This is a genomic window from Chryseobacterium phocaeense (assembly GCF_900169075.1).
GTDB classification, from domain to species: Bacteria; Bacteroidota; Bacteroidia; order Flavobacteriales; family Weeksellaceae; genus Chryseobacterium; species Chryseobacterium phocaeense.
In genome coordinates, this window is the sequence record NZ_LT827015.1 from 1,647,157 (window position 1) to 1,673,332 (window position 26,176).

Consider the following 26,176-nt stretch of genomic DNA (forward strand, 5'->3'; position numbering starts at 1 on the left):
CAAAAATGAAATCGCGAAGTGATTAATCTTCTTTTTCTTTTCTGAAACTAACGACCTCATACTCATCATTCGAGCAGTATTTTTTACAGCTGCTGTCCTGAAAATCATCCGGATTTTTTGAAAATTCTTCAATATATTCAGCACTTTCTGCAGTATCAGCAGGGGTGATGATGATATGATAATTCTGAAGAACGGATTCATCCGCTTTTTCTAAAGCTTCTTTTTTATAGGCTAAGGCTTTATTATATTTCATAAGATGATTTATTTTTGATTCAGTCTGGAAATCATCACCTTGACGGTCATTTAGTTTGGTCCCTGGCCGATTTCCAGAATGGTAAATTTTTGTATAGAATTCCATTTTATCATTCAGACCAATGAATAAATTATGCCAATATAATATTATGCGCATAAATGTGGTATCTGATTTTTACTGGACTGAGCATATTTCTTTCAAAAAGGGTGGAATAATTGTTGCCTTAATAAAACCACACAATCCTCCAAATATGAAGATCGCTACTTATAACGTAAACGGAATCAACGGACGCCTGCCTGTTTTGCTGCAATGGCTGAAAGAAGCCCGGCCAGACATTGTATGCCTTCAGGAATTAAAAGCACCTCAGGAACGTTTTCCTTTAAAAGAAATCAATGCTGCCGGCTATCAGGCTATATGGAAAGGGCAGAAAAGCTGGAACGGGGTAGCCATACTTGCAAAAGACCTTGAAATCACAGAAGTTCAGAATACCTTGCCTGGAGACCCTGAAGATGTGCAGAGCCGCTATATTGAAGCTATCATAGATCAGATGGTGGTCGCCTGCATGTATCTTCCTAATGGTAACCCTTATCCGGGTCCTAAATTTGAATATAAATTAGACTGGATCAAACGTTTAAAAAGAAGAACCAACCAGCTTATAAAAATGGAGCTTCCCGCTGTTCTCATCGGTGATTATAATATTATTCCGGAGCCTGTGGATGTTTACAAACCCGAACGCTGGGAAAATGATGCATTATACAGAACAGAAGTAAGAAAGGCTTACAAAGACCTGCTGAACAAAGGCTGGCTGGATAGCATCCGGACCCTGTATCCTGATGATACCATCTATACGTTCTGGGACTATCTGTACAAGGCCTATGACCGGAATGCAGGCATCAGACTGGATCATATCCTGCTGAGCCCTTATCTTCATTCAGCTTTAAAATCCGGTGGAGTAGACCGCCATGTCCGCGGCTGGACAAAAAGCAGTGATCATGCACCGGTGTGGATTGAGCTGAAAAAATAAACGGCTATGCTTCGCGGATCATCCGGAACGTAAGATTAATGCGGGGTTTCATTGGTTTTACAGATTTTGCAATCCGATGTTCCCAATGCAGCTGGAGATCTCCTTTCATGATCAGCAGCGATCCATGCTGAAGCGGCAGGCTGTATTTGTTCTGATGGTCATCTGCTTTACGGAAATCAAAATTCCTTACCTGTCCCAGACTGACGGAAGCTATGACAGGACGGTTTCCCAGTTCACTTTCTTTGTCGCGGTGCCATGCAACGGAGTCATTACCATCGCGGTATAAATTCAGCAAAACGGAATTAAAGCGGTATCCGGATGATGTTTCGATCTGCTGTTTCAGAGACCATAATTCCGGTAACCAGGGATTCACTGTAAAATCATTCCCTCCCAATCTGTAATTCTTACTATCATCACCATACCAGGCCGTCAGCCGTGGGGTAAGAACCGTTTTATCGTACATTTTCTGGGTCCTCTGCTTCCAGGGCACAGTACGGATCAGAAGCTGCTCAAGTTGGGAAGCTTCGTTGTCTGCCATAAAATGTTCAGTATACTCCAGCAGCTCTGTTGGAAAACGAAAATATTCATCAGCATTGAATAAACTTAACTGGTCCATTATACGGTATATTAATCTGATAGATAGAGAAAGGAAGTTTGAAGCCGGGAGAAGGAAGTTATCGGCTCAATTACACCCATCTTTCTACTTCCAGCTTCCATTCTGTTAAACTTTTCTTCGTTTTGAAACTTTACGGTCCAGATCTTTAATATCCTTTTTCAGTTCCCTGAACATTTCCTTGAAATTATAACTTTCATAATCACCCGGCTCAAAATCTTCAGGGAAAATCCCTGATGCATACTGCCAGATCTCCACAATTTCATTGAACGGGATATCGTAGGGTTCATAGAATGTATTATCTGCACTTACACAGACTGAATTTCCTTTAATTTCCTTAAAACGTTTGTAGGTGATCCCGTCATTCAATGTGATGAAAACATAGGTCTTTCCGGGTTTCAGTTCACTGATCCCCTCTACGTATTTTCCTACAATATAGGAACCGTTCCTGAACGGCGGCATAGAATCTCCGTCAGCTGGAAAAGCCCTGTATTTACCATTGTTAAGAAAAGGCAGCGCAATTCTCTGAAGGCTTTCGATATAGCCAACATCACTGTAGCCTTCCAGATATCCCATAGAAGCTTTCTGCGGAATGATCTCAATAGTATCATTTCCATGGCTGTCTACCGCTACCGGAAGTACAATCCTGTTATCCGGAAGCTTCAGCATTTCTTCCAGAGGATATTTACGGATATCTACGGAAACCAGGAGATCAATGCTGACATGAAAATATTTAGACATTTTAACCAGCAGTTCAATAGGCGGTTCCGAAACCCCGTTTTCATATTTGGAATACCGGACACGGGAAATCGCCAGTTCATTGGCTACAGACTGTTGGGAAAGGTCTCTCTTTGCTCTTAGAAAGCGTATATTATTTGAAAAAATTGACATTGATACGAAATATATCAACAAAAATACGAATTACAATTTAAAACAAACAAGTCTTTTGCTTCAATAAGTAGAATTAATCAGGGATTAGCGCTGAAAATTAAAGTGTTTCATGTTCTTATTTTTAATAAAAAAGATTAATATAGCCCAAAGCGGCTAATAAAGAGTAGTTTACAAGAGTGGAAAACACTATCGGTAACGATTTAGTAATGGTGCTTACTGCACTTATTTTCATTTGATTACCTTGTAAATCAATATTGCAAATATAAAAAATAAAGGGTAAAGAGTATTGGTTCTTTATCCTTTATTTTTACCCTTTCCTTCTACTTAATAACAAATAAAATCTCCCCACTGGGGAGAAACTGTGATAATAGTTTCAATATTATTCCCAAATTTTGACATATCAACAATAGATGCAACTCCGAAACAAATTGTGAGAACCTCTAAACGACTATGCTATGGAAATCGTGTTGAATAAAATATTATCGCAAATTCATTATCAAGAAGACAAACTATCTTCTCAAATGATGCCAACAGCGAATGAGGCTTATCAAATGACGTTGTTCCTAAAAGAACTGCTCTGTGCCATAAAAATCAAAGTCTTACAAGCCGGATTTAAAGATGAACAACAGGAGATTGAATTTTTCAGGAATATCAAACCGCAAATATTAGGAAAACTAATTTACTACAATAAAGTATTCCGCATAGAAACAACCTGTCCTGTCAATAACGGCAAAATACATCATAGCTACTACGAAAACCTATTAAAAAATCTGAAATCAGAATATAAGGAAAATATTTGTAATGAAGATTTTTATAGATATTACCGAGCTGGTAGAACAGATCGTGACCATACTTATTTCAAACTTGGAAAGATCAATTATCACGATGGTTTGAAAAGTGGCGTATTTGAAATTGACCTCAGCTTCTCAACGTATTATGATAATAAGATTGCACATATTATTGCTAATGAATTACTTTATACTTACATGCTCAGCAAAATCAATCCCGAAGAAAACACAGACACGATTTTACAGAATTTAGATACAAATAAGGATATTTCATGGACAAATTCTCAAAATGCACTTATTGAGCTCATATACGCTCTCTATGCTTCAAATTCCATTGCATACGGAAAAATAGGGATAAGAAAATTGGCTTTGATTTTTCAAGTGCTGTTTAGAACTCCGTTAAACGATATTCATCATTCTTTCCACCGAATGAAAACAAGAGCAGGTTCAAGAACTGCATTTTTAGACCAGCTTAAAATATCCCTCGAAGAATATATGGATAAAGACCTTTAGCTATATCAAAATAAAGATTTGAAAGCAGTACCCAAAACGTACTGCTTTTTTCTTTGCCCATATCTGCCAATTGGCAAATGTTGATACAACCTCATAATTAAACTCACTTAAATCCCTAAAACCCTTATTAAACAAGGGTTTACCAAATTGTAGAAAATTTCAAAAAACCGCCAAACCAATTGGCAAGCATTGGCAGACAAACACTGCCACCTTTCACAATTTTGCATAAAGAACTTTAAATGATATGCAATGAAAATAATAACCATTGAAGAGGAAGCCTGGCAACAGCTTAACAGCAGTATCAATGCCATTGCCGACTATCTGAAAAGACAGGAAGATAAAAGCTATGATGATCTGTGGCTCAATAACCACGAGGTATGCCAATACCTGCACATCAGCGAGAAAACGCTGTGGCGTATGCGTACCAAAGGCGAGATTGCTTATTCAAAAATCTATGGTCAATATTTCTACACCATAGGAGCAATTAAGGATATGCTCAATGCCAATGCCGTACAGAGCAGTGATGAATTTATGCAGGAGCTTATGGCAAAAGGCAAAAGCTTTATCGAAAAAGGCAGAAAGCTAAAGACAGATAAAAAATAGGTATGAACCCTTAAAAGTATATTCCTATGAATATTGACAGAATGGAATTTTTGGCGTGGATGGAACGCTTAATGGGTCGCTTGGATATGCTGGGCGACAATATAGATGAACTGCAAAAGAAACGCAACAGCATAGACGGCGAGGAATTGCTGGATAACCAGGATTTGCTTCAAATGCTTAAAATCAGCAACCGCTCCCTGCAACGGTATCGCTCCATTGGCAAACTACCCTATTATACGATAAGCGGAAAGCTGTATTACAAGCTATCCGATGTACATCAGTTCATAAGAGAGAGCTTTAACCCACCCTCAACCAAATGAACGCCAATGAAAGACAAAGGCTGCCTTTGAGTGCCACTTCGGGCGATACAGCCAACGCTTCATTTACATTCGGCGGTAAACTTTAAATTTTTCAGATTATGAGCGAAGAAACGACAAATAAGAAGGAAATGCCCGAACAATTATCGGACATATTATTGGTACTGGATAAAGAAAAAATGAAAATCCAAGCCATAAAGAGTATTGACGAGAACGGGAAAATGGAAACCGTTGACCCCACTAAGAAAAACCAAAACCAGTTTATGCGTGTGGATAAAAGCGGTGATTTTTTTTCCAACTTCTTCTCTAATTTTTTCAGCCAGCTAAAGAACCCTACCAATTTTTCATTTTTCAAAGTGCCTGCACCTATTGCGGTTAAAAAAGCACAGGAAATGCAAAAGCAGGTTGATAAGCCCACTCCCGAAGGTGAAAAAGTGATGAAAGAACACGAAGTAAAAACAGAACCGCAACAGGATAAAAAACAAGAAAATCAAAAAAATATGGCAACAACACAAACAACACCGGAAGCCAGCGAGTACCGCTACAAACCGGAGCAGATTGATTGGGACACAATGAAAAACCTCGGATTAAGCAAGGAGTATCTTGAAAAAAGAAACCTGCTTGACCCTTTGTTACGAGGTTATAAAACCAATGAACTTTTGCCGATAGGCGTTAATTTCGGCGGTACTATTCTCCGCACAGATGCCCGATTGTCTTTACAGCAAGCCGAAGATGGAAATGTTATTGTAGCAATACACGGCATCAAAAAAGAACCAAACCTCCATTTTGAGTTTTTCGGACACAAGTTTACCGATGAGGACAAAAAGAACCTGCTCGAAACAGGTAATATGGGGCGTGTAGTTAACCTGACCAATACCAAAACGGGCGAACTGATGCCGTCCATTATCAGTATAGACAGGCTAACAAATGATGTAATTGCGTTGCGGACGGATTTCATAAAAATTCCCGATGAAATTAAAGGCGTGAAACTGAACGATGAGCAAAAGCAAACTTTAATAGAGGGTAAACCACTAAAGTTAGAGGGTATGATTTCCACCAAAGGAACGGAGTTTTCGGCAACGGTACAGTTCAATGCAGACAAGCGTTATGTTGAGTTCCTGTTTGACCGCAATAACTCCAACAGGCAGACCCAAAGCAATGGGCAAACTCAAAACAACGGACAAAGTAATCAGCAAAGCCAGCCGCAGGAAGCTCCAAAAACATTCAGGGGCAAAGAACTGACCGATGAGCAGCATAAGGATTTCAAAGCCGGGCAAACCGTTTACATTGACGGATTGAAAGATAAGAAAGGGCAACCGTATCAGGGTTATATCACTTTCAATGCAGAAACAGGAAAAACGAACTTCCAATTTCCAAGCCAGGTTAAAGCACAGGCAAAACCTGCCGAAGCCCACAAAACGCAAACCGCCGTCAATTCAGAGGGCAAGACCAACGAAGCGACCAAAAATATCAACGAGCCTTTAAAATCTGGGCAACAAAGACCGAAAAACAAACAACAGCAGGAAAAATCCGAAACACCTGCAAAGTCCAAAGGCAGAAAAATGTAGTAAAGTATGAAAACAATAATCGCAGAAAAACCAAGCGTAGCAAGGGAAATAGCCGGACTTGTGGGAGCATCCGATAAAAAGGACGGCTACCTGACAGGTAACGGCTATTTTGTTACGTGGGCATTCGGTCATTTAATAGGATTGGGAATGCCCGAAGATTACGGGATTTTGGGATTTGACAAAGCAGCTTTGCCAATACTCCCAAACCCGTTTTTGCTGACCGTCCGAAAGGTCAAAAAAGACAAAGGTTATACAGCGGATACGGGTGCATTAAAGCAACTGAAAGTCATCGAACAGCTTTTTAACCGTAGTAACAGCATCATTGTAGCCACCGATGCAGGACGTGAAGGCGAACTCATTTTCAGGTACATTTATGAATACCTGAAATGCAACAAGCCCTTTGAGCGGCTTTGGATTAGTTCGCTTACCGAAAAAGCCATTAAGCAGGGGTTTGATAACCTCAAAGACGGAAAAGAATTTGATGGATTGTATCAGGCGGCACAAGGAAGAAGCCGTGCCGATTGGCTCGTGGGCATCAATGCTACACAGGCGTTGAGCATAGCCGCAGGAAATGGCATTTATTCGCTCGGAAGAGTGCAAACGCCTACACTGGTTTTGATATGCAAACGCTATTTGGAAAGTAAAAATTTCTCGGTAAAGAAATACTGGCAGATACAGTTATCGCACAACAAAGAACTGATAGATTTTAAAAGCATTTCCAAAACCAAATGGGAAGACCAAAAACTTGCCGATGATACGCTGAAATCCATTCAGCGAAGTAAAACGGCAACGGTTACATCGGTGGAAACCAAAAGTATTACAGAGCAACCGCCTCTATTGTTCGACCTTACTGGCTTGCAAAAAGAAGCCAACAAAAAGCTGAACCTTTCTGCGGAAGAAACGCTCAATATTGCCCAAAGCCTTTATGAAAGGAAGTTTATCACATACCCACGCACCGGAAGCAAGTACATTCCTGAAGATATGTGGGCAGAAATCCCCAACCTCGTAAGGGCTTTGCAGGACAGCGAAACCTGCAAGCAAGCCGTAGGGAAATTGAAATGGGGACGGTTCAATAAACGTATTGTAAACGATTTGCGTGTTACCGACCACCACGGATTATTGATTACTGATAAAATCCCATCAGCCCTGAACGCAAAGGAAAACTCCGTTTATGATATGATTGCCTTTCGATTGCTCGAAGCCCTTTCACAAGCCTGCATCAAAGAGATAACCGATGTAGGTTTACAAGCGTTGCATTATGATTTTACAGTAAAGGGTTGTAAGGTTATCGAAGCAGGCTGGCGTTCCATCAAAGGCAGTTTCTCCGATGATGATACCGAACCTGTACAGGATTTGCCCGAAATAAAAAAAGGCGATGAACTTAAAATAAAAGAAGCCTCCGTTTTGGAAAAGAAAACGAAACCGCCTGTATTATATACCGAAGCAGGGCTTTTGTCGGCTATGGAAAGTGCAGGAAAGGAAATCGAAAATGAAGACGAACGGAAAGCCTTGCAAAATATCGGTATTGGCACTCCGGCTACAAGAGCCGCAATAATTGAAACCTTGTTTACCCGCAATTATATCCAACGGGAAAAGAAATCCTTAATCCCTACCGAAAAAGGATTGCAGGTGTACGAATTGGTCAAAGACCGTAAAATTGCGGATGTGGCAATGACCGCCGAATGGGAATTGGCTTTGCAAAAAATCGAAAATAACGAAACAGATGCAGAGGCATTTCAAAAAGAAATGGAAACTTACGCCTCATCTATTACCAATGAATTGTTACAAGCTTCCATTGCCCAAAACAACCTGCCTAAATTGGTTTGCCCGAAATGCAAAAGCCAGCAACTCATTATCCGTGATAAAATAGTGAAGTGTCCTGATGAAGTTTGTAATTGGGTACAGTTCCGCAATGTGTGTGGCGTACAAATCGGCTTAGCCGATATTGAAAACCTTGTCAATAAAAAGAAAACTTCACTTATCAAAGGAATGAAAAGCAAAGCCGGAAAGAAATTCGATGCTTATATCGTGTTGAATGAGGATTGCAAAACCTCTTTTGAGTTTGCCAAAAATAAAAGCTACAAAAAGTAATGGAAAATAAGCCTACCATTAGCACAAAGGAAATCAGAAATCTGATTTATTCCATACGTGGAAGGCAAGTGATGCTGGATAGCGACCTCGCTTCCTTATATCAAGTGGAAACAAAAAACCTCAACAAAGCCGTAAAAAGAAATATTGAAAGGTTTCCCGTTTCTTTTTGCTTTCAACTGACCGAAGAGGAAGTTGAAAACTTGAGGTTCCAAATTGGAACCTCAAGTTTAAGCTACGGTGGAAGACGGTATTTGCCCTATGTTTTTACTGAACAAGGGGTCGCAATGGCTTCTGCCATACTCCGCTCAGATATAGCGGTTAAAGTCAGTGTTGAAATTATGGAAGCCTTTGTAGAAATGCGGCGTATGCTTATCAGTAATGCCTCTTTGTTTCATCGTTTGGATAACATTGAACTGAAACAATTAGAAGCTGACCAAAAATTTGAAGAGATTTTTAAAGCTATGGAAAGCAGCCTCTATACGATGTATGGAATAATCTGCTTCAATCTCCAACTCGTTGATTGCAGTTTCCAGTTTACACAATGTTCCATTATAAAATTTATCCATTCAGTTACTTTGAAATGTTCAGAAGGGGTTATAGAACACCTAAACCTTTTATTGTTCCTCACATACAATATTTACATATAACAGTCGGTTCAGTAAACCGAGTATTTTATCATATTTCATTATCAAAACTTATGTGTTAATGAACAATGCAATAGCCTCATTGACCGTAAATTATATTTAACTTTATATAGACACTTATAAATATTGAAGCTAAATTTTACCTATTTTCATTTATTTACAACAGGCATTTCCCTCTTGAATAGGTGGGCACTTTACTGTACCGTAACTACAAAACACGCAACAATCTCCCTTTATAGGTTTTAGAGTTGTTTTGCAACTCTCACACTGATAGAAAAATTGACAAGCATCGGTTGGCATTTCTTCGGATTTTTTATGTCCACAATTTGGACAAGTGATTTCTGATATTAAAATAGTGTCCATTATGAAATAATTTTTCTTTTTATTGACTTGTAACCAGTCGAGTTGATAGCTTTTTCGATTTGCTCGATGGTAGTTTGTTTGTTGTCAAACTTTACAATTGCATTACCGTTTTCGTAAGAAACAACAACTTCAACAATGCCTTTTAGTTTGTTAATTTCTGTCTTTACGTGATGTTCACAACCAGAACAAGTCATTCCTTTAATAGTAAATTCAACTTTTTGAATTTTAGAAGTCGAGGTTACAATTGACACGCTTTTTGTCTTCGGAATAAAGATGTGAGCATAACTCGGAAATGATAAAAGCAGAACTGACATAGCGGTAATAATTCCTAAAAATGATTTCGTTTGCATAAAATTTGGTTTTTGATTTGTTTCACAATTGCAGTCACTTTGTTTTTGAGGTTTCAGTTTTTGATACCAAGCAAAGCCAAGAACTAAAACAGTCATACCAATAAAATAAGGTCGAAAAGGTTCGAGCCACGAAAAGGTAGAAGCAATTCCGCTTGAACCCGCAACTATAGCCAAAATTGGCGTAATACAGCACAAAGACGAAGCAATTGCTGTCAAAAGTCCTGCACCGATTAATTTTTTTTCTGTTTTCATATTGCTTCCAAAATTTTGTTTTCGTTAAGGATTTTGAAAAAAGGTTTGAGCATTTTTTCATACTCTTTTGCCAACGAATAGAAAATAGTTTGCGCTTGTCTTTCCGTTTCAATGAGTTTTCTGTCTTTGAGTTTTCGCAAGTGCTGAGAAACTGCCGAAATGGTCATACCGAGAATATCGCTTAGGTCGCAAACACAAAGTTGCTTTTCTTCATAAAGAAGGAAAAGTATTTTCAGTCTTACATTGTTACCCGCTAACTCAAGTCCGCTGGATAAATAATCAACTGTCCCTTTGATTTCACTAATCCGGTCTTTGCAACGCATTATCTGCTTAACGTCCGCCTGCTGCCTTATACAAGAAAGATTATCCATAAATACAAAGATAAACAAATTGTTTATTTAAGCAAATACTAAAATACAAAAACATCTTTTTATACATTTTCATAAAAGGATAAAAGATTTCCGTATAAGTCTAATGCTGCAAATTCTTTTGTGCCATAATAGGTACTTTCTATCTCTGTTTTTTCATTGTGAAGTACCTCTTTTTCTTTTAGCTCCTTATACAGCTCTTCAACTCCCTTTACTTCAATTCTGCAACTGTGTGTTCCTGCTAAAAAGCTTTCTGCCCCGCTACTAATCGGTTTTAGAAATAGAAAAATGCTTTTCCATTTCCAATTGTAATTACAAGAAGCCCACAAATGGAGTTCTATATTGTCACGAACTAAAATTGCAAAGTGTTTTTCTTGATGCCGGCAAGTAAAACCGAATTTGGCTTCGTAAAAATCAACTGCTTTGTCAATTTTTCGAACAGGAAATGCGGGTATTGTTTTTATTAGCTCTATCATTCTCGTGTATTATTTTAATGTTGAGATAAATAGCTGAGGCAGCTCAAAGATTGAAAAAAGCTTTCGGTTCCTTGAGTTAGTTTTTAGCCTTTTGTTTCGACGTTATTTTAATAATTCAAACTCACTCCTACGCCCAATCCCATATCACTGTCATAATGTGTACGAATGCCAATATTTTTATTGATAATATATTTTAATTCTGCCATATATTCCATATCGGTATTGACCATAAAGCCAGCTCTTAATCTTTTTGAAACAGGGATGTCTTCACGCATCAACGATAAACGAACAATCCCATCGTGATATACTTCTGCCTGAAAGTTTACGAGCATTGGTAGGGTGTACATAAAACCTAAACTAACTGCTCTGCGTGTATCTTTTTCATTCTTCTGTCCGAATAAATTGGTTTCGTGCTCATCCATTCCCATTTTACGATAACGCCAGTCAAAACCTATAAAGGGCATAAGCCACTGCATTTTTCCGATGTATCTTCCTAAATGTGTTTCTACTTCATAGCCGTGCATATCGTTGTAGCCTAAACGCCATTCTGTACCCAAAGACCATCTTGCATTTTGAAACATTGCTTCGCCATCGTTACCATTGGTTGCAAAATCATTCTGTGCCATAAAGTGCGGCATATTGCTTTCTCGCTGTAATTTATTGTAGGCTTGCTTTTTATTGGGCAAATACGGATTTTGATAATCGTCAACAGCAAATACCCTGTTCATCCCCGACATCATATGGTAAAGTATATGACAATGGAAAAACCAATCTCCCTCTTCATTTGCTAAAAATTCGATGGTATCTGTTTCCATTGGCATTATATCCAAAACATTTTTAAGTGGTGATTTTTCGCCTTTACCGTTGATTACCCTGAAATCAAAACCGTGCAGGTGCATCGGGTGGCGCATCATCGAATTATTGTAAATGGTGATGCGTAAAATTTCTCCTTTTTTTACAGGTATTTTATCGGTTTCAGAAAGTATTTTATTATCCATACTCCATACATATCGGTTCATATTTCCTGTAAGGGTAAACTTCAATTCTTTGACCGGAGCATCTTTAGGGAGTTCCGTATTGTAAGGAGATTGTAACATTGCATAATTCAGCGTTTTTATTTCTCCCAAAGCATTTGCATTGTAACGGTTGGGTTCATTATCCATATTCATATTGTGTTGGCTATGGTCTTCTTTAGGTTTAGCCTCTCCAGTAATTTCGGGATACATTACCACATTCATATCCATTTGGTTCAGGCTCATTTTCATACCCATATCGTCCAAATCTCCATTCATCTTCATCATATCGTTCATCATCTTCATCCCCTCAAAATATTTCAATCTTGGGAGTGGCGATATTAACTGTTTGATACCATTGCCTACAAAATAGCTTGCCGATTGTGTTCTGTCTTCGGTTGTGGCTAAAAACTCGTAGGCAACTCCATCGTCAGGAATTGTTACCACAATATCATAAGTTTCGGAAACCGCAATGATTAATCTATCTACCTCTACTGGCTCTACATCATTACCATCATTGGCTACTACTGTAATTTTACCGCCTGCATATCGTAACCAAAAATAGGATGATGCTCCGCCGTTTGATACTCTTAATCTTACTTTATCTCCTGCTTTTAGTGTTTTGCCATCAACTGTTTTTAAATCGGTAGTATGATTTCCGTTGATTAATATTTTGTCATAATACACATCGCTTACGTCCATTGCCAACATACGTTTCCATTCGTTGGTCAATTTGGTTTTGAAATTTCCCTCTCTGATGGCTTCCGCATAGGACTGTGTAGCGTTCTTTTTTATCGCAGCCCAATCATTGGCATTATGCAACATGCGGTTAATGTTATCGGGATTTAGGTTTGTCCATTCGCTTAAAATGATGGGTACGGTCGGCAAATCATCAATTCCTTTTCTAAAGGTTTTATCGTCATTACGTTTTTTCATTACAAAACTGCCATACATTCCAATTTGCTCCTGCAAACCTGAATGGGAATGATACCAATGCGTTCCGTGTTGGATAATCGGAAAACGATAGGTATAAGTTGTACCTGCCTTAATAGGTTTTTGTGTCAGCCACGGCACACCATCTTCTTTATTAGGTAGGAACACACCGTGCCAATGGAGCGAGGTACTTTCTTTTAATTGGTTATGGACTACTATTTCGGCTGTATCGCCTTCTGTGAAAGTAAGTGTAGGCATTGGTATTTGTCCATTTACGGCAATAGCTCTTTTTTCTTTGCCTGCATAGTTTACAAGCGTATCTTTTACATACAGCTCATATCTCACTACTTTTTGTGCAAAAACGGATTGCGAACACAGCAGTATAAATACCGCTTGCAACAATCTCCTTTTACTATTTATGGGTATATTCATTTTGATATTTTATTAATGAAACTTATTCCTGTTCTTTTAGCCAGTCGGTTAATGTTTTGATTTGCTCGTCATTCAGTTTTGCATCTTTGTGCATCAGTGTATATGAGGACAGGGGCATTTGCTTCGTTTCTATTTGTTCTTTGATTGAGTTTAATAATCTTTCTTGTTTCCTATTTGAGTATGTACCCCATTCATTGAAATTCAAATCTTCTTTTGCGTTTTTGATATGGCTCTCTACCAATGCTCTTGCGGGCTGTATGTAATCGTACCAAACATAGTTGGTATTGTTGCTATGGCAATCGTAGCAAGAGGTTTGAAACATCGCTTTTACTTGAACAGGCATTTTATAGAATTGGGTAAAATCTGTTGTGTAAACCTGCCCTTTATCTACATTAAGGGCAGGCTGATAAAATTGAATTGCAATAAAAATAAACAGCACTATTGCTAATATTATCTTTAATACTCTGTTCATTTTAAAATTCTTTTTTTACAGAACCGCAGGTAAGCATCTGACTACCGTAATACGGATTTTTTATTGCTTTAGCTTCGCTAATCCAAACTGCACCTTTGCCATCATTGTACATTGGGCAATAGTCCTGATATAATTTTTGAGTTGTTCCAAACAATGCGATAAGGTCGGAAACGTCTTTACTTAACGATGCTAAATGCTCTCTCTGGTGGTCTATTTTACCAGCATTGTCGCCAATGTGTTCTGCATTTTCCTTAGCATTTTCGAAAACATCCATAAACTCCTTATGCTTGCTGGCAGGTATGGTTTTCATATCCACCTTCTTTAAAGTAGCAAAAAGTTGTTTTCCAGCATTTGCAGCTGCTTTATCATTATCAGCAACGAGTGCATTTTTCAAAGCCAAATAATCCTTAATTATCGGTGTGATTGTAAAGTTTTGTGCTTGTTCCTTTACAGTGGACTTTTCCTCTTTCTGAGAAGACATATCTGTTGAAGTAACAGTAGCTACAGTATCATTTTGTACCGCTGATGATAAATCCTTAGTTTCTGATACTCCGGTGCTATCATTAGCCTGTTGGGTGCTATTTTTATTGGAAGACTGATTGCACGAAACTGTTATTGTTGCAACCGTTGCCAATGCGATGATGGAGAAAAATATATTTTTCATTTTAATGCTATTTAATGTTATTAAAGAAATTTTTGTTGTTTACTTGTTTTCAAATTCTTTCAGCTTTCGCTTCATAAATTCGATTTCCTTTGCTTGTGTTTCGAGTATGTTTTTTTGTAGCTCAATTAATTCGGGATCGGTAAGCTTAGCTTTTTCGGACATTAATACCGCTGCTGCGTGATGCGGTATCATCCCTTTTACAAATTGCTTATCGCCCACATTTATTTGCTCCCTAATGCCAAACCACGAGAAGATACCAATCGCAAGAGAAACTGTAATTACAGCCCAATTGATTTTTTTGTTTTGATACATTCCTTTCATTATCAATAATTCAATAATCAACATTGCTGAAACCATTAGCAGCGTCATATATAAATTGTTGATGTTTGGGATAAGATTATTCAATCCGTCAATCATAGCATACATAATAAAATACATAGCTACAAACATTGCAACAGCCATTACAGCAAAGCGTTTGTACATTGCCAAAGAATGATTGGAATTATTTTCTTCACTCTTGTGGGTATGTTGCATTCCGTGTTGGTTTTTCATACTTTCCATAACAATTGCTTTTTATTTGTTATTTAATAGTTTCTTGTACACTGCCACAAGTAAGCATTTGAGAACCGTAATATGGATTTTTAACTGCTTCTTCTTTGCTTAACCAATTTGCACCTTTACCATTGTTATACATTGGGCAATGCTGATAGTAAACAGGTGTTTCTTGTTTTGATGCCTTAGCTAATTCGTACATATTCTTGGAAAGCAAAGCGAATGTTTCTCTTTGTTTTGCAACATCTTTAGAAGTGGAAATTTTTTCGGCATTTACTGTCAAGTCTTTCATTACTTTCATCCAAGTTGTATGTTCGTCAGTAGAAAGTTTTGCCATTTCTACCGCTTTGATAGCTTTTGCCAATTCGGCAGCTTTTGCCGATGAAGTACCTGCATCAGTTTTTACCAAAGCATCTTTCACTGAAAAATAATTGTCGAAAACGGCTTTAAGTTGTGTTGCATTTTGCGTTTCAGCGGTATTTTTTTTAGCCATATCGCTTTGGTTATGGTTGGCGTGTTCATTTTTCATATGCATACCCGCATCATTAGATTTTGCGACTGGCTTTAATTCTCTGCTGTACTGGCAACATCCAGGAAGTTTAGCATAAACATCATCAGGTGCTAAAAATTTTTCGCTATCGTAACCAGCCAAAGCAATTCGTTTCAATATTTCATCCTGATTTGTTTTTTTATCATCATAGTTGAGCGTAGCCATTTTGGTATCTTTATTCCATTCTACACTGGCTACCTTATTCACGTTTCCTGCTTTTTCGATAGTGGCTTTACACATACCGCAATTGCCATAAACTTTTACGGTTTCTGTTTTCGCATTCTTGATTTGTGCGAAACTGTTTACTGACGATAGTAATACAACGATTACCATCACTATTTTTGATAATGATTTCATTTTGAAAATTTTTAATTTAGTAAGATAAACAAAGATTGTGCGAAAACTAAATAGCTTTCGACAAGACATATTTGTGGCTATCAAGCCACCGTTTTAGCTTATTTTAGGCGGTTGCCAAATGGAAGAGTAGCCCGAAGAATAGTAGGCTTGTTTGAACCCGAATTTTTGCTTTTTAGTTTCGGCAAAAGGGGTTGTTATTTTTAAATCTATTGGTATTTGTAAACTAACAGAAGATGAAGAAGTACTACATCCACAAGAGCCGTGTTTACAATTGCTGTCGCAGTCGTGACCATCCTTACATTTTTTACAAGACTTGTCCTTGCAACTGTCTTTATGGTGAGATTTTTCAGATTTTTCTTTTGAGCAACTTTTTTGTTCTGTCTTAGCTGTTTTTTTTGCACAAGCATAGCTTATGCTTGGCATTAGGAAAAAGCCCAAACACAATAAGATGACAAAGCTGATATGTTTACTCAAATTTTTCAACACTACAAAATTATGAAATTATTTCTTTTAATTGCTATCTTTTGCATTTCATAAACTTCAAATATAGAATTTCAGATAAAAATGTTTAAATGACATATTTCTATTGTCATTTTTATGCTCCTTGAGTAAATACCTATTTAATTATCTGTTGTAATTGTTATAAACTATCTAATCAAACAGGTATTTATAGGTTAAAATTATTTTTTGATTAGTGGTTCTATTGTAAAGCCTGCTTTCTTAACCGTATCTATAATTTCCTGTTCGGTCATTCCTTCCGATTTCACGGTCAATACTTTGTCTTTATTTGTTGTGTCCACTTCCCAATGACAGATGCCATCAGCATTATCCAAATGTGGTTTTACTGATGCTACGCAACCACCACAATTAATATTTGTTTTGAATTGAAGATTTTTATTTTCCATTTTTTTACTGTTTTAGAATGTTATTTATTGATACAAATTTCGGTACGATGCCATTCTGTATTATTGTGGAATTTCTTATTTGATTTGTGAGATTTACTGTTTTACTTTTTCCACTTCAACCGCAAGCTGTTAGTTACTACACTCACGCTACTCAATGCCATTGCTGCACCTGCAATCATCGGGTTTAATAGGAAACCGTTTATCGGATAGAGAATACCTGCCGCAATGGGAATACCTATTAAATTATAGATAAATGCCCAAAACAGATTTTGCTTAATGGTGGCTACGGTTTGTTTTGACAATTTTATTGCCTGCGGTATTTTAGTCAGGTCTGATGAAATGATGGTCATTTTGGCGACGTCCATTGCAATGTCCGAACCTTTGCCCATTGCTATACTCACATCGGCTGTTGCCAAAGCGGTACTGTCATTAATACCGTCCCCAACCATTGCCACTACTTTACCTTTACTTTGTAATTCTTTTACAAAATCTGCTTTGTGCTGTGGCAATACTTCTGCTTTGTAATGCTTAATGCCTGTTTGCTCCGCAATGGCTTTGGCTGTAGCTTCGTTGTCGCCTGTCAGCATATACAGGTCAATGCCCATTTCCTGCATTTGGCGGATGGCTTCTACCGATGTTTCTTTAATCTTGTCTGATATGGCTAATACGGAAAGTGCCTGTTTGCTGTCGGCAAACCAAATAACAGTTTTTGATTGTTTGCCCCATTCATTGGCTTGCTTTTGTAATTGTTCCGCAATAGTAATGTTATTTTCTGCCAACAGTTTTTTATTGCCTACAAAATATGTTTCGTTATTATGGTCGGCTTTTGCTCCTTTACCTGTGATACTGTCAAATTGTGTTAAGGTTATGATTGCTGCTCTGTCCAAGTGTTTTACTACTGCTTCTGCCAATGGGTGTTCGGATTGCTTTTCAATGCTTAATAAAATGTCTTTGGACGCATCATCATTATTCAGCCATTGAACGCCTGTTACCTCTGGTCTACCCTCTGTAATTGTTCCTGTTTTATCTAAAATAATGGCATCAACTTTTTTGGCTAATTCTAAACTTTCGGCATCTTTTATCAAAATACCTTTTTCAGCACCTTTGCCAACGCCAACCATTATAGCCGTAGGTGTAGCCAATCCCAAAGCACAGGGACAAGCAATAACCAATACCGTAACGGCTGCCAATAGCCCCTGAACAATCCCGTTATCGCCTCCTAAAACAAACCATAGGATAAATGCGAGAATGGCAATCCCTATCACAACCGGAACAAAGATACCCGCAATCTTATCCACCAATTTTTGTACAGGTGCTTTGCTTCCTTGTGCGTCCTGCACCATTTTGATGATATGGGCAAGCATTGTTTCTTTTCCCACTTTAACCGCTTTGAACTGGAAACTTCCTTTTTGGTTAATAGTTCCTGCAAATACTTTTTCGTTTTCTTTTTTCAGTACAGGTACAGGCTCGCCACTCAACATACTTTCATCCACGTAAGAACTGCCCGAAGTAACCATACCATCAACGGCAATTTTCTCGCCCGGCTTTACAAGGATAACGTCGCCTGCGTTTACATCCTCAATAGCGGTCTGTTTTTCCGTTCCGTCCGTTTGTATCACAATAACGGTTTTAGGTTGTAAGCCCATTAGTTTTTTTATTGCTGAAGAGGTATTGCCTTTGGCTTTTTCTTCCAGTAATTTTCCTAACAGAATAAATGCGACAATTACGGCTGCTGCTTCAAAATATACGTGGGCGTGTAATCCTCTTTGATGCCAAAAGTCGGCAAACAACATATTGAATACACTGAACAGGTAGGCGATACCTGTACTCAATGCTACCAATGTATCCATATTGGCTGAACGATGTTTTGTCTGCTTCCAGGCATTGATAAAAAAATCCCTGCCCAACCACAATACAACAGGTGTAGAAAATGCCCACATAATTTGATTGGCATAAGGTATATCCATAAAGAACATTGCTATCACTACAACAGGCAATGACAGGGTAATAGCCCATACGGTTTTGGTCTTTAGCTTTTGGAACTTTTCAGCGTGGATAGTTTCTAATGTTTCCTGCTGCTTATTTTCTTCCTCAATCAACAAATCGTACCCAATTGACTGTACCGCCTTTTGCAATTTTGAAGCATCGGTCATATTAGGCAGGTATTCAACGGTAAGGTTTCCCGTAGCAAAGTTTACGGAGGCATTTATAACGCCCTCCTGATGCTTTACAATGCTTTCGGCACTGCTCGCACAAGAGGCACAGGTCATACCTATTACTGGAAATGTATTTTTTATGGTGGAAACACCATAACCTAAGTCTTTGATAGCTTTAACCGCTTCGCCTATTGCTTCGCTATTATCTACCGTGATAGCTGCCCTGCGGTTATTCAGCTCTACTTTGTGGGTTGCGATACCTTTAACCTGTGCTAATCCTTTTTCAACGATTAATGCACAATGTTCACTTTCTACATCTTCCAAAGGAAGATAAATGGTTTCTTTATTATTCGTTGCCATAATTGCTTGCTTTAATTAACAATACAAAATTGGCTATTATATTAATGGACGCTATTGTGAAATTTTGGGAATGATTTGTAAGATTTACAATTTATCCAACGGCTTTCTTTTACCTTCTTTTATTTGTTTGAAATAGCTCGGTGTCAGTCCTGTTACTTTTTTGAACTGGTTGCTTAAATAGGCTACACTCGAATAGTTCAGACGAAAGGCAATTTCACTCAAAGACAGTTCATCATATACCAACAGCTCTTTTACTTTTTCTACTTTTTGGGCAATAAAGTATTTTTCAATAGTAATACCCTCCACCTCCGAAAAGAGATTGGATAGGTAATTATAATCGTGGTGCAATTGACTACTTAATACATCTGAAAGATTGGATTTGGTGTCATTGTCCTGATGATGCACAAGGTCAATAATTATATTTTTTATCTTTTCAATGATGCGGCTTTTTTTATCGTCAATGAGTTCAAAGCCCAATGGAATTAAAACCTTATCTAAATTATTTTTTTCTTCTGGTGTAATCTCTTTATCCAATGTTACCTCTCCAAGTTTGATTTTTTTTACAGTCAAACCTAATTTATCCAATTCATTTTGCACCACCATAATACAGCGGTTGCAAACCATATTTTTAATAAAGAGTGTATTCATATATACCTTTTTACGACCTTAACAAAGGTACAAATTAATCTTTGGCATTATATCTTTTAACGCCAAATCCTGCCTCTCAACGCCAAATCCTGCCACATCTTCAAAGGCACTTATCTACTGCTATAATTTTAGGCTTCAAGTAAAATTCTAAACAAAATTATAGTATGGATACACAGCAAAAAGACCTATCGTATTTCAGGTTACGATTACAAGAATTATTAAATACCAGCTTCCCCGAAAAAGCAAACGACCAAAAATTTGTTGAGCAACGTTCTTCGTGGGCTGCCAATGCCTACGAGGGGGCTTTTAGTTCGGGAAACGCTATTGAGCAATGCAACGAAATAGCCAATTACATACTTTTTGAGGGCTTGCATTTCTCCAAATTCGATACCGTGTTTCAGGTGGTATGCAATGAGTTTGATACCATAATGGCAGATGAGGAACTGCGACCGTTCTCCCTTAAAATGTTTCCTGTTTGCGAGCCTGTTTTCTCCGGCTATGAACTAACCGATGATTTCGCATACGGTTATGAGTTTGACCTGCTCTATACCGAAATAACCGGAACCATCGCAATATGGATAGAGGAAAATGGGCTTCAGTAAAAAGCAACATCTCCAACAGAACATTGATGCCCTGCGAATTGCTTTTAAACTGGAAAAGGAGAAACGGCAAGCCACCGTAGGCGAAAGACTGCTAATGATGCAATACAGCGGATTTGGCGGTCTTAAATTCGTATTGAACCCCATAGCGAACGAAATAGACATCAACAATTGGAGAAAGACTGAACACGACCTTTTCCCGATTACGCAGGAGCTCCACCAGCTACTCAAAGAAAATTCCGAAGACGAAAAGCAATACCGCAGGTATGTGGATAGTATGAAAAGCTCTGTTCTGACGGCTTTTTATACACCGCCACAGGTCATAGATGCGATTTCTGCAACTTTGCGTGAAAGCGGTCTGAACATTGATAAATTCCTCGAACCCTCCGCTGGTATCGGGTCTTTCATACAATCCTTTTCAGAAAATCAAAAAGCCAGTGTTACTGCTTATGAAAAGGATTTGCTCACAGGCAAGATTTTAAAACAGCTGTATCCCGAAAGCACTATCCGCATAAGCGGTTTTGAGGAAATCTCCGAAAAGGAACAAAACAGCTTTGATGTAATCGCCAGTAATATTCCATTTGGCGATACTTCCGTTTTCGACCTTTCCTATTCCCGAAGCAAGGACAGTGCAAAAGTACAGGCATCCCGAAGCATACATAATTACTTCTTCCTGAAAGGTACTGATATGCTCCGTGAGGGCGGCTTACTGGCTTACATCACTTCACAGGGCATCCTTAACAGCCCGAAAAACGAGCCGATACGCAGGGCGTTGATGCAGGATAACAATTTGGTTTCAGTTGTTCGCTTGCCTAACAACCTCTTTACGGAATATGCAGGCACAGAGGTTGGCAGCGACCTGATTATCCTGCAAAAGAATACGGCAAAACAAGGTTTGACCGAAGGTGAAGAACTTTTTTGCCGAAACAGCCAAACAGAATACAATACACCGGGCAATGCACTCTTTCAGGACAGCACAAGAATTGTGCATACCGACCGTAAATTAGATACCGACCCTTATGGACAACCAGCCCTAATCTATACACATAAAGGCGGCGTTGAGGGAACTGCCAATGATCTCAAACAGATGCTTTCCGAAGACTTTGGCAAGCACTTGAATTTGAATTTATACAGAGACGAACGAAACAATGAGCCTGTTATACCGACACCAAACGTTACGCCTCCAATTATCGAACCTGTAACTATTCAACAAAAACCACAACCAATATCCACATCTGTAATTCATCGGGAAAGCCCAAAGGAATTAAAGCAACTAAGCATTTTTGACCTGTTTGAAAGTGTTGACGAGCCTGTAATGGTTGCTGCTCCGCCCAAAAGAACGACACAATCCCAAAGGCAAAGCATTAAAACAAACCGCCGTACAATGGGTCGCCAGCCCGACCTGTTCAGTAGTAGTGCAATACAGCAACCCTATACACCTCCTATTACCAATAGAGCTATCAATGAAAATACATTAGCAAATGGCAAAAAACAGGAAGCTGTGGGCGACCTGTTTTCGGGTATTAACGGAAACGGACAAGCTGAAAAGCCAAGCATAACTAACGTTGTTCCCGAACCCTCTCCATATAGTGGCGAACTGCAACCGTTTCACCGTAACGATTGTCTTGTGGTGGATAAAGGTTGGGTTGGTCATCTGCAAGATGTAGATACGGAAGACGGTATGGCTGTATTCCATCCCCTGCAATTATCATCCTTACAAAAAGCAAGAGCCGAAGCTTATATCGGGGTGCGTGATGTTTACCAAGAGCTTTACACTAAAGAAGCAAAATTCCAAACTGAATACAAAAAAGAAAGGGAAAACCTTAACCGCCTTTACGATGCCTTTGTCAAAACGTACGGAAACTTCAACAGTGCGGATAATATCAAGCTCATCAAAACAGACAGTTCCGGTAAGGAAATCCCTTATTTGGAGCGTGTTGTTGGTGGCGTGGTACACAAAGCGGATATATTCAGCCGACCTGTTAGTTTTTCTACGGTAAGCATTGCAACGGACAATCCCGAAGAAGCGTTAGCTGCTTCATTAAACAAATACGGCAGCGTGGATTTGAGCTATATGTCCGAAATCAGCAGTATGACCGATGATGCGTTGAAAGAAGCCTTACATGGTCGTATTTACTACAATCCGCTACAAAAGGAATATGAAATATCCGAACGCTGGATTGCTGGCAACGTGGTGGAGAAAGCCGAAGAGGTACGAACCTACCTCGAACGCAATCCCGATGATACCGAAGCCAAAGCAAGCCTTACGGTTTTGGAAGAAGCCCGCCCAAGACGAATTGAGTTTGAGGAACTCGATTTTAATTTGGGCGAACGCTGGATACCCACAGGCATTTACGCCCGTTTTGCTTCAAACCTGTTCGATGCAGATGTACTCGTTCATTATTCCGAAAGTTCCGATGACTTTTCCGTAAAGTGCCATCAGGGGAATATGCACATTTGGGAGAAATACGCCGTCAAAGCCGAAAGCCGGACGTTTGACGGGATTGCCCTGCTCAAACACGCCCTTGTCAATACCACGCCTGATATTACCAAAAAAGTGATGGTTGGCGACCAAGAGGTCAAGTTACGGGATATGGAAGCCATACAAATGGCGAACACCAAGTTTGATGAAATCCGTACCGCCTTTACCGATTGGCTTCACGCCCAAAACGATGAGTTTAAAAACAGGTTGACTGACCAATATAACGATACGTTTAACTGCTTCGTCCGTCCGAACTATGACGGCAGCCATCAGGACTTTCCGGGATTAGACCGTAAGGCATTGGGCATTGAAGACCTGTATTCAAGCCAAAAGGACACCGTTTGGATGATAAAGCTGAACAACGGTGCTATCTGCGACCACGAAGTAGGTGCAGGAAAAACGTTGGTAATGTGTACGGCTGCACAGGAAATGAAGCGTTTGGGGTTAGCCCATAAGCCTATGATTATTGGGCTGAAAAGTAATGTTCACGAAATTGCTGAAGCCTACCGCACTGCTTACCCACACGCAAAAATCCTGTTTCCGGGCAAAGAAGATTTTACGCCCCAAAAACGCCTGCGGATTTTTGGCGACATTAAAAACAACGATTGGGATTGTGTGATACTGACACACGACCAATTCGGAATGATACCGCAATCGCCCGAAATTCAAAAAGAAATACTCCAAATAGAATTAGACAGCGTAGAGCGTAACCTTGATGCCCTGCAATCGCAAGGCAAGGAAGTTACCAGAGGGATGCTTGCCGGAGTAATCAAGCGGAAAGAAAATCTCGAAGTAAAACTCAAAACCCTGCAACACGATATTGAGAACCGCAAAGATGATGTGGTGGATTTTAAGATGATGGGCATCGACCTTTTGTTTGTGGACGAAAGCCACCAATTCAAAAACCTGATGTTCAATACAAGGCATACAAGGGTTGCCGGATTGGGCAATGTGGATGGCAGCCAAAAGGCATTGAACCTGCTCTTTGCTATCCGTACCATTCAGGAACGCACAAATGCGGATATGGGAGCGACCTTTCTTTCAGGTACTACCATCAGCAACTCACTAACGGAACTGTACCTACTGTTTAAATACCTGCGACCACAGGCATTGGAAAAACAGGGCATTCATTCTTTTGATGCGTGGGCGGCTATCTATGCAAGGAAAACAACCGATTATGAATTTTCGGTTGCTAACAACATTGTGGCAAAAGAGCGTTTCCGCTACTTTATCAAAGTGCCGGAGCTGGCGCAATTCTACTCGGAAATCACAGATTACCGAACGGCAAAAGATATAGGCATTGACCGCCCCAACAAGAACGAGGTATTGTATAACATACCGCCTACTCCAGACCAGGAAGATTTTATCAAAAAGCTAATGGAGTTTGCCAAAACAGGAAATGCTACCTTATTAGGAAGAGAACCTTTATCACAAAGCGAAGAAAAAGCAAAGATGCTTATCGCAACGGACTACGCCCGCAAAATGTCTTTGGATATGCGGATGGTAAGCGGTGCGTATGATGACCACCCCGATAATAAGGCTTCGCATTGTGCGGCAAACATTGCCAAGTATTACAACCAATACAACGCACAGAAAGGAACGCAGTTCATTTTCTCCGATTTGGGAACATACAAGCCGGACGAATGGAATGTGTACTCCGAAATCAAACGCAAGCTCGTGGAAGACCACGGCATACCTGCACACGAAGTCCGGTTTATACAGGAGGGAAAAAATGATAAGCAACGCAAGGAGCTTATCAAGGGAATGAACGAGGGTAAAATCCGTGTGTTGTTCGGTTCTACAAGTATGTTGGGTACAGGTGTAAACGCACAGAAAAGAGCTGTTGCCGTTCATCATTTAGATACGCCGTGGCGACCGAGCGACCTTGCCCAAAGGGATGGCAGAGCTGTTCGTAAAGGCAATGAGATTGCCAAGTTCTTTGCCGATAACAAAGTAGATGTGATTATCTATGCCGTAGAAAAATCATTGGATAGCTATAAGTTTAACCTCCTGTACAATAAGCAACTTTTCATAGACCAATTAAAAAACAACAATCTCGGCAAACGAACGATTGACGAGGGCAGTATGGACGAAAAATCAGGAATGAACTTTTCGGAATACGTGGCTATCCTATCAGGAAATACCGACCTGTTGGATAAAGCCAAATTAGAAAAACAGATTGCCGGATTGGAAAGCGAAAAACAGGCGTTTAACCGTTCCAAGTTCAGTGCCAAATACAAGCTGCAAGACTTTACGGAATTGCTGGATAGTACGCAATCCCGATTAAACAGAATGAGCCTCGATTGGGAAAACTTACAGCAACGCATACAAAAACGTTCGGACGGTACAATTGCAAATCCTGTACAGTTGGACGGTTTACCGCCCAATGCGGATATTAAACAAATCGGTGCAAAGCTCAACCAGCTTGCGGACAAAGCCCGCACCGGAGGTCAGTATGAAGAAATCGGTAGTTTGTACGGATTTACGCTGTTGGTAAAAACCGAAATGTCCGAAAAGGAGGGCGTGGATATACGGGTAAACCGCTTTTTAGTGCAGGGAGAGTGCAATATCAAATATACCTACAACAACGGTTTAATTGCTAAAGATGAGAAGCTGGCGGCTATGAACTTCCTTAATGCACTGGAGAAATTGCCCGGCTATATCGAACAGGAGCAAAAGAAAATTGCGGAAACACAAAAAGATTTACCTGTTCTTCAGGAAGTGGTTAATGGTACGTGGTCTAAGGAAAACCGATTGAGTGAACTCAAAACGGAATTGGCTGCCATTGAACGGAAGATACTGCTATCTATGAAAAAATCTAAAGAAGACGCCAACGATGAAGCCGAAAATAAAGTTGAGAAACAAGAGCATACACCCATTGTTGCTGGTAGTATTATTCAGACAAAAGGTACTCATCTGCCAAGAGGGATAATATAAAC

At 39.3% G+C, this 26,176-nt stretch carries 25 protein-coding genes; 9 read left to right on the plus strand and 16 right to left on the minus strand.

Features of this window, described 5'->3' with window-relative positions:
* Positions 1 to 22 precede the first annotated feature (22 nt).
* Positions 23 to 253: a hypothetical protein gene (locus B7E04_RS14125; protein WP_139785404.1), complete on the minus strand. Its 231-nt coding sequence runs from the start codon at positions 251 to 253 to the stop codon at positions 23 to 25.
* A 250-nt stretch (positions 254 to 503) separates the two neighbouring features.
* Between B7E04_RS14125 and xth the strand changes: the two genes are divergently transcribed.
* Positions 504 to 1,277, plus strand: a complete 774-nt coding sequence (gene xth, locus B7E04_RS14130; RefSeq protein ID WP_080780694.1) for an exodeoxyribonuclease III — start codon at positions 504 to 506, stop codon at positions 1,275 to 1,277.
* A gap of 4 nt (positions 1,278 to 1,281) precedes the next feature.
* On the opposite strand, the gene B7E04_RS14135 is transcribed toward xth, so the two are convergent.
* Both B7E04_RS14135 and B7E04_RS14140 read right to left on the minus strand, forming a co-directional pair.
* Positions 1,282 to 1,893 (minus strand): alpha-ketoglutarate-dependent dioxygenase AlkB family protein, encoded by a 612-nt coding sequence (locus B7E04_RS14135; protein WP_080779242.1) that lies wholly within the window; start codon positions 1,891 to 1,893, stop codon positions 1,282 to 1,284.
* 105 nt (positions 1,894 to 1,998) lie between these two features.
* Positions 1,999 to 2,781, minus strand: coding sequence for an XRE family transcriptional regulator (locus B7E04_RS14140; protein WP_080779243.1), 783 nt, complete (start codon positions 2,779 to 2,781; stop codon positions 1,999 to 2,001).
* Positions 2,782 to 3,236: 455 nt separating this feature from the next.
* Here B7E04_RS14140 and B7E04_RS14145 point away from each other — a divergent pair, with 455 nt between their 5' ends.
* From B7E04_RS14145 to B7E04_RS14170, 6 genes are all read left to right on the plus strand, one after another.
* Positions 3,237 to 4,082: an RteC domain-containing protein gene (locus B7E04_RS14145; RefSeq protein ID WP_080779244.1), complete on the plus strand. Its 846-nt coding sequence runs from the start codon at positions 3,237 to 3,239 to the stop codon at positions 4,080 to 4,082.
* A gap of 249 nt (positions 4,083 to 4,331) precedes the next feature.
* Positions 4,332 to 4,685, plus strand: a complete 354-nt coding sequence (locus B7E04_RS14150) for a helix-turn-helix domain-containing protein (RefSeq protein ID WP_080779245.1) — start codon at positions 4,332 to 4,334, stop codon at positions 4,683 to 4,685.
* A gap of 26 nt (positions 4,686 to 4,711) precedes the next feature.
* Positions 4,712 to 5,005: a helix-turn-helix domain-containing protein gene (locus tag B7E04_RS14155; protein WP_080779246.1), complete on the plus strand. Its 294-nt coding sequence runs from the start codon at positions 4,712 to 4,714 to the stop codon at positions 5,003 to 5,005.
* A gap of 98 nt (positions 5,006 to 5,103) precedes the next feature.
* Positions 5,104 to 6,570 carry a DUF3945 domain-containing protein gene (locus B7E04_RS14160; RefSeq protein WP_080779247.1) on the plus strand — a complete coding sequence of 489 codons (1,467 nt, stop codon included), beginning with the start codon at positions 5,104 to 5,106 and terminating at the stop codon, positions 6,568 to 6,570.
* Between the two features lie 6 nt (positions 6,571 to 6,576).
* Entirely contained in the window at positions 6,577 to 8,661 is a 2,085-nt protein-coding gene (locus tag B7E04_RS14165) for a type IA DNA topoisomerase (RefSeq protein WP_080779248.1), read from the plus strand.
* Positions 8,661 to 9,308: an ORF6N domain-containing protein gene (locus B7E04_RS14170; RefSeq protein ID WP_449384828.1), complete on the plus strand. Its 648-nt coding sequence runs from the start codon at positions 8,661 to 8,663 to the stop codon at positions 9,306 to 9,308. Before B7E04_RS14165 ends, B7E04_RS14170 begins: the two co-directional genes overlap by 1 nt.
* Positions 9,309 to 9,458: 150 nt before the next feature.
* Here the strand turns inward: B7E04_RS14170 and B7E04_RS22445 are convergent, their stop codons facing one another.
* The 13 genes from B7E04_RS22445 to B7E04_RS14235 form a co-directional block, all read right to left on the minus strand.
* Positions 9,459 to 9,668 carry a GDCCVxC domain-containing (seleno)protein gene (locus B7E04_RS22445; RefSeq protein ID WP_080779249.1) on the minus strand — a complete coding sequence of 70 codons (210 nt, stop codon included), beginning with the start codon at positions 9,666 to 9,668 and terminating at the stop codon, positions 9,459 to 9,461.
* A complete protein-coding gene (merTP, locus tag B7E04_RS14180; RefSeq protein WP_080779250.1) occupies positions 9,668 to 10,270 on the minus strand; it encodes a mercuric transport protein MerTP in 603 nt (200 codons plus the stop codon). The genes B7E04_RS22445 and merTP overlap by 1 nt, the downstream gene beginning before the upstream one ends.
* Positions 10,267 to 10,641: an ArsR/SmtB family transcription factor gene (locus tag B7E04_RS14185; protein WP_080779251.1), complete on the minus strand. Its 375-nt coding sequence runs from the start codon at positions 10,639 to 10,641 to the stop codon at positions 10,267 to 10,269. Before B7E04_RS14185 ends, merTP begins: the two co-directional genes overlap by 4 nt.
* Before the next feature lie 59 nt (positions 10,642 to 10,700).
* Positions 10,701 to 11,114, minus strand: coding sequence for a VOC family protein (locus tag B7E04_RS14190; RefSeq protein ID WP_228439929.1), 414 nt, complete (start codon positions 11,112 to 11,114; stop codon positions 10,701 to 10,703).
* A 107-nt stretch (positions 11,115 to 11,221) separates the two neighbouring features.
* Positions 11,222 to 13,492 (minus strand): multicopper oxidase family protein, encoded by a 2,271-nt coding sequence (locus B7E04_RS14195; RefSeq protein ID WP_080779252.1) that lies wholly within the window; start codon positions 13,490 to 13,492, stop codon positions 11,222 to 11,224.
* Between the two features lie 22 nt (positions 13,493 to 13,514).
* Positions 13,515 to 13,964 (minus strand): heme-binding domain-containing protein, encoded by a 450-nt coding sequence (locus B7E04_RS14200; RefSeq protein WP_065719296.1) that lies wholly within the window; start codon positions 13,962 to 13,964, stop codon positions 13,515 to 13,517.
* 1 nt (position 13,965) lies between these two features.
* Complete coding sequence (locus B7E04_RS14205; protein ID WP_065719295.1) at positions 13,966 to 14,628, minus strand: DUF3347 domain-containing protein; 663 nt, start codon at positions 14,626 to 14,628, stop codon at positions 13,966 to 13,968.
* A gap of 39 nt (positions 14,629 to 14,667) precedes the next feature.
* Positions 14,668 to 15,189: a DUF305 domain-containing protein gene (locus tag B7E04_RS14210; protein ID WP_080779253.1), complete on the minus strand. Its 522-nt coding sequence runs from the start codon at positions 15,187 to 15,189 to the stop codon at positions 14,668 to 14,670.
* A gap of 19 nt (positions 15,190 to 15,208) precedes the next feature.
* Positions 15,209 to 16,087 carry a DUF3347 domain-containing protein gene (locus B7E04_RS14215; protein WP_080779254.1) on the minus strand — a complete coding sequence of 293 codons (879 nt, stop codon included), beginning with the start codon at positions 16,085 to 16,087 and terminating at the stop codon, positions 15,209 to 15,211.
* A 93-nt stretch (positions 16,088 to 16,180) separates the two neighbouring features.
* A complete protein-coding gene (locus tag B7E04_RS22190; RefSeq protein WP_165439445.1) occupies positions 16,181 to 16,561 on the minus strand; it encodes a hypothetical protein in 381 nt (126 codons plus the stop codon).
* Positions 16,562 to 16,767: 206 nt separating this feature from the next.
* A complete protein-coding gene (locus tag B7E04_RS14225) occupies positions 16,768 to 16,992 on the minus strand; it encodes a heavy-metal-associated domain-containing protein (RefSeq protein WP_026706439.1) in 225 nt (74 codons plus the stop codon).
* Positions 16,993 to 17,093: 101 nt separating this feature from the next.
* The gene (locus tag B7E04_RS14230; protein ID WP_080779255.1) at positions 17,094 to 19,508 is read right to left on the minus strand and encodes a heavy metal translocating P-type ATPase; all 2,415 of its coding nucleotides are present in this window, start codon (positions 19,506 to 19,508) and stop codon (positions 17,094 to 17,096) included.
* A gap of 84 nt (positions 19,509 to 19,592) precedes the next feature.
* Positions 19,593 to 20,156 (minus strand): helix-turn-helix domain-containing protein, encoded by a 564-nt coding sequence (locus B7E04_RS14235; protein ID WP_026706441.1) that lies wholly within the window; start codon positions 20,154 to 20,156, stop codon positions 19,593 to 19,595.
* Between the two features lie 164 nt (positions 20,157 to 20,320).
* On the opposite strand from B7E04_RS14235, the gene B7E04_RS14240 reads away from it, so the two are divergent.
* Positions 20,321 to 20,758 carry a DUF1896 domain-containing protein gene (locus B7E04_RS14240; RefSeq protein WP_028298702.1) on the plus strand — a complete coding sequence of 146 codons (438 nt, stop codon included), beginning with the start codon at positions 20,321 to 20,323 and terminating at the stop codon, positions 20,756 to 20,758.
* A complete protein-coding gene (locus B7E04_RS14245; RefSeq protein ID WP_080779256.1) occupies positions 20,745 to 26,174 on the plus strand; it encodes an N-6 DNA methylase in 5,430 nt (1,809 codons plus the stop codon). The genes B7E04_RS14240 and B7E04_RS14245 overlap by 14 nt, the downstream gene beginning before the upstream one ends.
* Positions 26,175 to 26,176: the final 2 nt, after the last annotated feature.

Coding starts and splice junctions, on each gene's coding strand:
- B7E04_RS14125 (WP_139785404.1), bottom strand. CDS start 253: ATGAAATATAATAAAGCCTTAGCCTATAAAAAAGAAGCTTTAGAAAAA.
- xth (WP_080780694.1), top strand. CDS start 504: ATGAAGATCGCTACTTATAACGTAAACGGAATCAACGGACGCCTGCCT.
- B7E04_RS14135 (WP_080779242.1), bottom strand. CDS start 1,893: ATGGACCAGTTAAGTTTATTCAATGCTGATGAATATTTTCGTTTTCCA.
- B7E04_RS14140 (WP_080779243.1), bottom strand. CDS start 2,781: ATGTCAATTTTTTCAAATAATATACGCTTTCTAAGAGCAAAGAGAGAC.
- B7E04_RS14145 (WP_080779244.1), top strand. CDS start 3,237: ATGGAAATCGTGTTGAATAAAATATTATCGCAAATTCATTATCAAGAA.
- B7E04_RS14150 (WP_080779245.1), top strand. CDS start 4,332: ATGAAAATAATAACCATTGAAGAGGAAGCCTGGCAACAGCTTAACAGC.
- B7E04_RS14155 (WP_080779246.1), top strand. CDS start 4,712: ATGAATATTGACAGAATGGAATTTTTGGCGTGGATGGAACGCTTAATG.
- B7E04_RS14160 (WP_080779247.1), top strand. CDS start 5,104: ATGAGCGAAGAAACGACAAATAAGAAGGAAATGCCCGAACAATTATCG.
- B7E04_RS14165 (WP_080779248.1), top strand. CDS start 6,577: ATGAAAACAATAATCGCAGAAAAACCAAGCGTAGCAAGGGAAATAGCC.
- B7E04_RS14170 (WP_449384828.1), top strand. CDS start 8,661: ATGGAAAATAAGCCTACCATTAGCACAAAGGAAATCAGAAATCTGATT.
- B7E04_RS22445 (WP_080779249.1), bottom strand. CDS start 9,668: ATGGACACTATTTTAATATCAGAAATCACTTGTCCAAATTGTGGACAT.
- merTP (WP_080779250.1), bottom strand. CDS start 10,270: ATGAAAACAGAAAAAAAATTAATCGGTGCAGGACTTTTGACAGCAATT.
- B7E04_RS14185 (WP_080779251.1), bottom strand. CDS start 10,641: ATGGATAATCTTTCTTGTATAAGGCAGCAGGCGGACGTTAAGCAGATA.
- B7E04_RS14190 (WP_228439929.1), bottom strand. CDS start 11,114: ATGATAGAGCTAATAAAAACAATACCCGCATTTCCTGTTCGAAAAATT.
- B7E04_RS14195 (WP_080779252.1), bottom strand. CDS start 13,492: ATGAATATACCCATAAATAGTAAAAGGAGATTGTTGCAAGCGGTATTT.
- B7E04_RS14200 (WP_065719296.1), bottom strand. CDS start 13,964: ATGAACAGAGTATTAAAGATAATATTAGCAATAGTGCTGTTTATTTTT.
- B7E04_RS14205 (WP_065719295.1), bottom strand. CDS start 14,628: ATGAAAAATATATTTTTCTCCATCATCGCATTGGCAACGGTTGCAACA.
- B7E04_RS14210 (WP_080779253.1), bottom strand. CDS start 15,189: ATGGAAAGTATGAAAAACCAACACGGAATGCAACATACCCACAAGAGT.
- B7E04_RS14215 (WP_080779254.1), bottom strand. CDS start 16,087: ATGAAATCATTATCAAAAATAGTGATGGTAATCGTTGTATTACTATCG.
- B7E04_RS14225 (WP_026706439.1), bottom strand. CDS start 16,992: ATGGAAAATAAAAATCTTCAATTCAAAACAAATATTAATTGTGGTGGT.
- B7E04_RS14230 (WP_080779255.1), bottom strand. CDS start 19,508: ATGGCAACGAATAATAAAGAAACCATTTATCTTCCTTTGGAAGATGTA.
- B7E04_RS14235 (WP_026706441.1), bottom strand. CDS start 20,156: ATGAATACACTCTTTATTAAAAATATGGTTTGCAACCGCTGTATTATG.
- B7E04_RS14240 (WP_028298702.1), top strand. CDS start 20,321: ATGGATACACAGCAAAAAGACCTATCGTATTTCAGGTTACGATTACAA.
- B7E04_RS14245 (WP_080779256.1), top strand. CDS start 20,745: ATGGGCTTCAGTAAAAAGCAACATCTCCAACAGAACATTGATGCCCTG.